Genomic DNA, 5,912 nt, shown 5'->3' with positions numbered 1-5,912 from the left:
TCACCTGCACCCTTCGACGAGCAGGCGCAGGAGCCGCGGCGCCGGCCGAGCCACCAGGTCCCGGCGGCGAGTACGGCCAGGACGACGGCGAGGGCTGGCAGCCAGCCCACCACCGCGCCCGCCCCGGCGCCGACGACGCCCGCAGTGATCAGGACGGGCAGCGCGCAGCACGCCACGCAGGCCAGTGCGGCCAGGCTCCCGAGCGCCTTCGAGGTGCGGTTCGGGCGCGGGTCAGCAGCAGGGTCCGGCATGACGGTTCTCCTCGGCGAGGTCGGTGAAGGGGATGGGGCAGCAGGTGCTGGAGGCGCAGACGGTCAGGTCGTCGCAGCCCGCCTCGACGGCCGTGGCCAGGGCGGTGCGGATGGTGGTCAGGTCGGCGATCTTCGCGTCGACCTCGGCGAGCTTGGCCGCGGCCCGCTCCTGAAGTCCCGGCACGGGGCGGCCGTGCCGGTGGCCGCCGGCCTCAAGCAGCTCGGCGACCTCCTCCAGCGTGAATCCCAGCCGCTGGGCGGCCTTGATCACCCGCAGCGTGGTCACCGCGTCCTCGCCGTAGAGGCGATGGCCGCCGTTGCTGCGTTCCGGCTGGGCCAGGAGGCCGCGCCGCTCGTAGTAGCGCAGCGTCTGGAGGTTCACCCCGGCCGCCTCGGCGACCTGCCCACTGCGCAGGCCCGTGCTCACCGCTGCTCCCCGGCGGTGGCTGTCCGGGCCGCGAGAGCGTTCAGGACCGCTTCGTGCGCCTGGTCCACCGAGATGTCCAGCTGGAGCACGTCCGCGGCGGTGCTGGTGGTGAAGGTGAAGAACGAGCAGGACCCGCTCTCGCGTTCCGCCAGGTCCCGGACCCTGTCCTCGACGCCCTGGCCACCTTCCAGGGTGAGCCGCAGGTGGAGCGGCTGCGGCCTCGACTGCGACATCAGCCGCTCCGAGAACAGCGGGTCCCACTCCGCGACCCGCAGGGGCCGCTCCTCGGTGGGCAGCGTGCAGGACTGCGGCACCCACGCAAGATCAGTCATCGCGATCACTCCCGTCGTCGCATTCCCCGGCGGGGACACCTCCGACGGTAAACCTGTACCTAGGTATCGGTTGCAAGCCTGGTCGCCGACTGATCAGCGCCGGACATCTCCGGGATCTCCGAGGACGTCAGCGTCCCGCCTGTCCGCCCTGTTGCTGTTCGACGAGTTGGGCTTCGAGTTCTCCGATGCGGGTCTCGGCATGCCGGAGGTTCGCGCGGCAGCCTTCGAGGCGCTCTTGCAGCTCGCAGCTCCGCGACCTAGCTGCGGATCATCTACGGCCCACGTCGGGGGGATCTGACACACCGCGAGTGTTCGCTGCTGGAGCCTCATCTGCGGTCGTCGGGCGGGCGTGGGGGCCGGTGGAACCACCACCGCACCGTCATCAACGGGACCATGTTCCGAGTTCACTGGTGCAGACGGTGTGCCGAAGCGCGGCAAGACCGGGGGACCCGCCTTGGATCGGTGCACCTTTCGCGCCACGCGTCTCTCGTTCTTGGCCTAATTCAGGCTTGAAAGGTTCCGATAATTGAGGACATGCTCCGTGCAACTTCTCACCGAGAGGAACTTCGACACAAATGAAGGCAAAGCGAATCTCGTACACCATGGGCGTTATCGGAAGTGCTGCCGCGCTTGTACTCGGTGCAAACTCAACGGCTTTCGCCGCCTCGGGTTCTGCATCGGGTACAGGGGTGTCCGCCAGCGCTTCCTGGTCGTGGAGCGGCTGCTGCACCATCAACAACATCAGCCAAAGCGTGAGCGACACCAAGGGAGATAGCCACGCCGTCTACGCCTTCATCCGTGTCTACACCGGCCTGAATCCCGACGGGGACGACGTGGCGAATTTGCGCAACGACCAGGGGTATAACAGCACTATTACGCGCAATGGGCGCTCCTGGGCGGCCTCAAGCAACATCAGCGGTGTTCGGGTGATCGCCTGCGTCGATGATGCTGGCTCGGACACCTGCTACAAGGGCGCGTACACCGATAACCCGAATACGTGAGGGGTCGCGGGTAGGGACAGCAAAATCCCGGATCGCATCCGCAGAGAGCTCTACCCTCGATCTTTCGTGACGGTCTGCTGGTAGCTTCGAGGACCTCGATCATCTGCGGGGCGTCGCCCCACTGCCTCGGTGTCACCAGCAGTGCGAGGGGGCGACAGCCACCTTCACCGGCAAGGTGGACCTTGCAGGGCAGGCCGCCCCGGGACCATCCGAGCCCTTCGTCGGGGCGGTGGTGCCGGGGCGTTGTCCGTTTTCGGGATGCGCGGCCTGGCCTTGCGGGCGCCGGCCGCGTGCTGATGGGCCCGGCAGGAGGTCGAGTCCACGCCGACCATGCTCCAGTCGATCCGTCCTTCGCGATCGGCGTCGTCCTGGACGGCGCGCAGGATCCTACCCAAGTGCCGTCCGCCGACCAGCGGAGGTGCCGTTCATAGACGGTGTTCCAGGCCCCGTACTGGTCCGGCAGATCACGCCAGGGAATATCCGTGCGGACTCGGAACATGATCCCGCCCACGACCATCCAGTCTGAAAGTCGCGCGGATCGGCCCGGCCGTCGGGGTTGGCGGTGGGCACGACCAGCACGGTGGCGAGCTCCAGGAACCGCGGGTGGCCGGGTCCTTCGTGTAGGCGAGGTCACCGGCTGAGCATTCGGGGCCCACTCCGAGCCCCTGGGACCCCTGCCCCCTTTCAAGGAGAGCCCTGTGATTGCTGCACTTTTCAATCCGCTGGACATCGAATGCCTCGTGCGTACAGCTGTGGAGCTGCGGGAGGAGATCGACCCCAGCGATCTCTCCAGCACCAGCAGGACATGCTCAACCGCGCACGCGATGCCATGCTCGCCGAGCATGCCGGCCAGCAGGTTTCCCCCGAAGCGGTGAGCCTCATCAGCCCGCGCTCGGCGGGCAAGGCCTGGGTGCTGCGCCGCTGGGACCGCCACGAGGACGTGGTGACACTCCATGGTGATGAACACTCTGCGCTGGCCGATCTCGCCACGTACGTGCGTGGGGTTTGGAACAACCTCGTTGGTGAGGAAGGTGTCCCCGAGTATCCGCCCACCGACGACCGCGAGGCCGTGCGGCTCGACTACGGGCCCGAGCGCGGCAACCAGCCCGATGAGGGATACGAGGTCTACGCCGCGGAGATCACCCGTCGTGGACGGACCCGCATTGTGCCGCTCGACTACCACTTCCCCGCAAGGGAGGAGAGCGAGCAGGCGAATCGGGATGCCACCTTTCATCCGCAGACCGAGGACAACGACCTCCCGTGTGTCGAGGTCGATGGCGTCCTGGTGTTCACCTACCTTGACCACGAGGCCAGAGCCGTCCGGGTCTCCGTGCACCTCGATTCCGCGGAAGACCGGCTAGCCGAATTCCAGGGGGACACCGCAGTCGACGAAGGCCGGTACCGGCATCCGGTGCGCTTCGTGCGGCCTCGCCCGGACCTCACTCCTACCGACGTGCCGCACCAGCCGTCGCAGGGATGAAGGGCGTCGGCGGTTTACGGCGGGACGTGCCTGCCCTGCTTGTCGACCACGACGACCGGTGGACAAGCGGGACAGAAGAACAGACCCAGGCTGCCGAGCCAACGCCACCCCTCGTCCCACCGCGGCGCCCACCTCCCGAGCTCCGGCTTCGGGACGCTGGCACCGCTTCGCGGCTCGCCAACTATTCGCTGGCCGCCATGATCGCGTTGATGAGGTCGCCGCCGCTCTCTTTCAAGGCCTTGACCGCCTTCGCTCTTGACACACCAACCTGCGCCATGACCAATTCGATGTCCTTGGGGTCAACCCCGGTCTCGTCGACGGTGTCCTCGATGGTGTCGTCCTCAGGCTCAGGGACGTCTTCGAAAGCTTCTGGCATGAAGTCCTCCAAGGAACGAAGAAGTACCGCTCAGCCCTTCCACCGCTCAGTCACTGTGAAACAGGTGCCGCACACCGTCACGGGCGGCGTTCGTAGCCGCTCTGCGTGAGAGCTTCCAGCCGACCGCCGTGGGTGCTGGGCTCGGTCGCTTGATGAGGCCCGCAGCGTCGGCGACCACGACCCTGGCGAGCTGAGGAGTTGAGCCCACCCGGGGCTCGCGTACGAATACCGCGGACTTGGAATAGGTACCTGGTACCAGCTCTGCGCGAAGACGTGACCGCTGAGCAGGTCCCCGCGTTCGGCGGCTGACGTGGGCCCTGAAGCCGCGGCCATGGCAAGGCGTCGCGGGTCTTGCGCGTAGAGGTTGTCCCGTATGGGGCGTGGGTTATCCGGTGAGGGCCAGGTTGTGGAGTCGGGCGATGCCGAGCATCGCCTGGTGTACGCCGTTGCCCTTGAGCCGGCAGCCCCGCAGGATTTTCGAGTTCTTCAGCCGCGACAGCGCGTGTTCCACCCGGGCTCGCGCCCGGCGGTGGACGGCGTTCTCCGCTTCCTGGTGCGGGCTGAGGTGGGTCTGACCGCGTCGTTTGCGGTGCGGGATGAGCAGGCCGGTGCCCTGGTATCCGCCGTCGGCGAGGGTCGGTGCGCCGCGGCAGGCCCGGTCGACGCCGGACTCCGTGAACGCCCGGCAGTCGTTGCGGCTGCCGGGCAACGGCAAGCCGATCGCCACCAATAGGCGGCTGTTGGCGTCGATGACGACCTGCAGGTTGGTCGAGTACCGGTAGTTCTTGCTCGAGGCGGCGATGCTGCGGTCGCGGGTGGGCACCAGGGTGCCGTCCACGATGTAGACGGTGTCCTTGCGCGGCCGACGGGCCGGTGAGATGGCCAGCAGAGGCGCGAGGTGGTCGAGGATACGGTCGGCCGCCGGCTTCGAGACCCGGAACAACGGCGCCACCTGCCGCAAAGTGAGGTTCGTTCGCCAGTACGTCGCCACCAGCAACACCCGGTCCGCCAGCGGCAGCCGCCACGGCCGGCCGCGCTGCACGTCACCGCCCTGACGCCGAACCAACGCCACCAACCTGGCGAACTGCACCTCGGTCAGCCCAGAGAACGGCTCGATCCACTTCGGATCATCTGCTGAGATCACCCCACTCATGACCAGCCAACGCACCAACCACCCCACCGGTTACGGGACAACCTCTAGCGTGCGGGTGCAGATCCGCATGACGCTCAGGGCGTCGCCCCCTCCGCGCGTACGCAGGACGCCACGGCGACGGCCCGTGCAGCACGCTCTCCACGATGTTGCGGGGCCCGGACCGACTTGCGGCCGCGCCCTCGGTGAACCACTGCTCGTAAGGCAGGAGCAATGTGTGGTTGGCGCTGTTCGCTCGCGGTGACATGGCCGTTGTCCCTTCGATTCAGGTCATCGGCCGGTGAGGATCGTCCCAGCGTCTCCCCGAGGCCGCTCCTGGCTCGCCGTCACGTTGCCCCAGCGTCGGCCCGTCGAGGTTGGCGGGGGAGCCACACTGCCCGGCTCGCCGGCCGCCCACCTGAGAGGGGAGGGCCTGGAAATCGAGGCGCATCATGCCCCGATTTTCGCGCCGTTGCCTGAAAAACCGCAGGTCAGTGCGGAGGTAGCTCTAGCGCAACCTCCGGAGGTTGCGTTTTTGGCTCCTCCCAGGAGAGCGGAATCGACACCTCCCAAGGTGCGGGAATCGACACCTCCCGGGCGCCGGGGAGTTCGACATCACGCGGGAGACCAAAAACCGTCGCATCTCCTTCGGCCACGGCCCGCACGTCTGCCCCGGCGCGGCACTGTCCCGGCTGGAGGCGGGGGTGGCGCTGCCCGCGCTGTACGCCCGTTTCCCGCACCTGGACCTGGCGGTCCCGGCGGCCGAGCTGCGCCACAAGCCGGTGGTCACCCAGAACGACCTGTTCGAGCTTCCGGTCCGCCTGAACGGGTGACTTGACTTCGAGCGCGCTTCAGCTCGTAGCGTCGCAGGCGCTTCGGTGCCCGGCGTCCCTCACGGGATGCCGGGCGGCCAGAT

At 67.8% G+C, this 5,912-nt stretch carries 7 protein-coding genes and 2 pseudogenes; 3 read left to right on the top strand and 6 right to left on the bottom strand.

What is annotated here, in order from left to right:
- The 3 genes from ABZ899_RS36335 to ABZ899_RS36325 form a co-directional block, all read right to left on the bottom strand.
- Positions 1-251 (bottom strand): mercury transporter (locus ABZ899_RS36335; protein WP_361355151.1); only part of this gene is annotated, 251 nt, incomplete at its 3' end.
- The gene (locus tag ABZ899_RS36330; protein ID WP_361355148.1) at positions 232-678 is read right to left on the bottom strand and encodes a MerR family transcriptional regulator; all 447 of its coding nucleotides are present in this window, start codon (positions 676-678) and stop codon (positions 232-234) included. The genes ABZ899_RS36330 and ABZ899_RS36335, both read right to left, overlap by 20 nt.
- A complete protein-coding gene (locus tag ABZ899_RS36325; RefSeq protein WP_361355145.1) occupies positions 675-1,010 on the bottom strand; it encodes a hypothetical protein in 336 nt (111 codons plus the stop codon). The genes ABZ899_RS36330 and ABZ899_RS36325 overlap by 4 nt, the downstream gene beginning before the upstream one ends.
- A gap of 575 nt (positions 1,011-1,585) precedes the next feature.
- Here ABZ899_RS36325 and ABZ899_RS36320 point away from each other — a divergent pair.
- Positions 1,586-2,011, top strand: a complete 426-nt coding sequence (locus ABZ899_RS36320) for a hypothetical protein (protein WP_361355142.1) — start codon at positions 1,586-1,588, stop codon at positions 2,009-2,011.
- Between the two features lie 85 nt (positions 2,012-2,096).
- Here the strand turns inward: ABZ899_RS36320 and ABZ899_RS36315 are convergent.
- Positions 2,097-2,741: pseudogene (locus ABZ899_RS36315) on the bottom strand (IS5 family transposase); the annotation flags it as partial.
- 75 nt (positions 2,742-2,816) lie between these two features.
- Here ABZ899_RS36315 and ABZ899_RS36310 point away from each other — a divergent pair.
- Complete coding sequence (locus ABZ899_RS36310; RefSeq protein ID WP_361355139.1) at positions 2,817-3,491, top strand: hypothetical protein; 675 nt, start codon at positions 2,817-2,819, stop codon at positions 3,489-3,491.
- Between the two features lie 181 nt (positions 3,492-3,672).
- On the opposite strand, the gene ABZ899_RS36305 is transcribed toward ABZ899_RS36310, so the two are convergent.
- Positions 3,673-3,867: a ubiquitin-like domain-containing protein gene (locus tag ABZ899_RS36305; RefSeq protein WP_361355136.1), complete on the bottom strand. Its 195-nt coding sequence runs from the start codon at positions 3,865-3,867 to the stop codon at positions 3,673-3,675.
- A 385-nt stretch (positions 3,868-4,252) separates the two neighbouring features.
- Positions 4,253-5,020 carry a transposase gene (locus tag ABZ899_RS36300; protein ID WP_361355153.1) on the bottom strand — a complete coding sequence of 256 codons (768 nt, stop codon included), beginning with the start codon at positions 5,018-5,020 and terminating at the stop codon, positions 4,253-4,255.
- Positions 5,021-5,595: 575 nt separating this feature from the next.
- Between ABZ899_RS36300 and ABZ899_RS36295 the strand changes: the two are divergent.
- A pseudogene (locus ABZ899_RS36295) lies at positions 5,596-5,829 on the top strand (cytochrome P450); the annotation flags it as partial.
- Positions 5,830-5,912 lie beyond the last annotated feature (83 nt).

It is taken from the genome of Streptomyces sp. NPDC046859 (assembly GCF_040645135.1).
Classification (GTDB): Bacteria; Actinomycetota; Actinomycetes; order Streptomycetales; family Streptomycetaceae; genus Streptomyces.
Note: the sequence above shows the minus strand (reverse complement) of the source record. Positions and strands in the feature narration are given on the sequence as shown.

Bases quoted from the DNA above. Each gene is read 5' to 3' on its own strand.
- ABZ899_RS36320 (WP_361355142.1), top strand. From the start codon at position 1,586: ATGAAGGCAAAGCGAATCTCGTACACCATGGGCGTTATCGGAAGTGCT.
- ABZ899_RS36325 (WP_361355145.1), bottom strand. From the start codon at position 1,010: ATGACTGATCTTGCGTGGGTGCCGCAGTCCTGCACGCTGCCCACCGAG.
- ABZ899_RS36310 (WP_361355139.1), top strand. From the start codon at position 2,817: ATGCTCAACCGCGCACGCGATGCCATGCTCGCCGAGCATGCCGGCCAG.
- ABZ899_RS36300 (WP_361355153.1), bottom strand. From the start codon at position 5,020: ATGAGTGGGGTGATCTCAGCAGATGATCCGAAGTGGATCGAGCCGTTC.
- ABZ899_RS36305 (WP_361355136.1), bottom strand. From the start codon at position 3,867: ATGCCAGAAGCTTTCGAAGACGTCCCTGAGCCTGAGGACGACACCATC.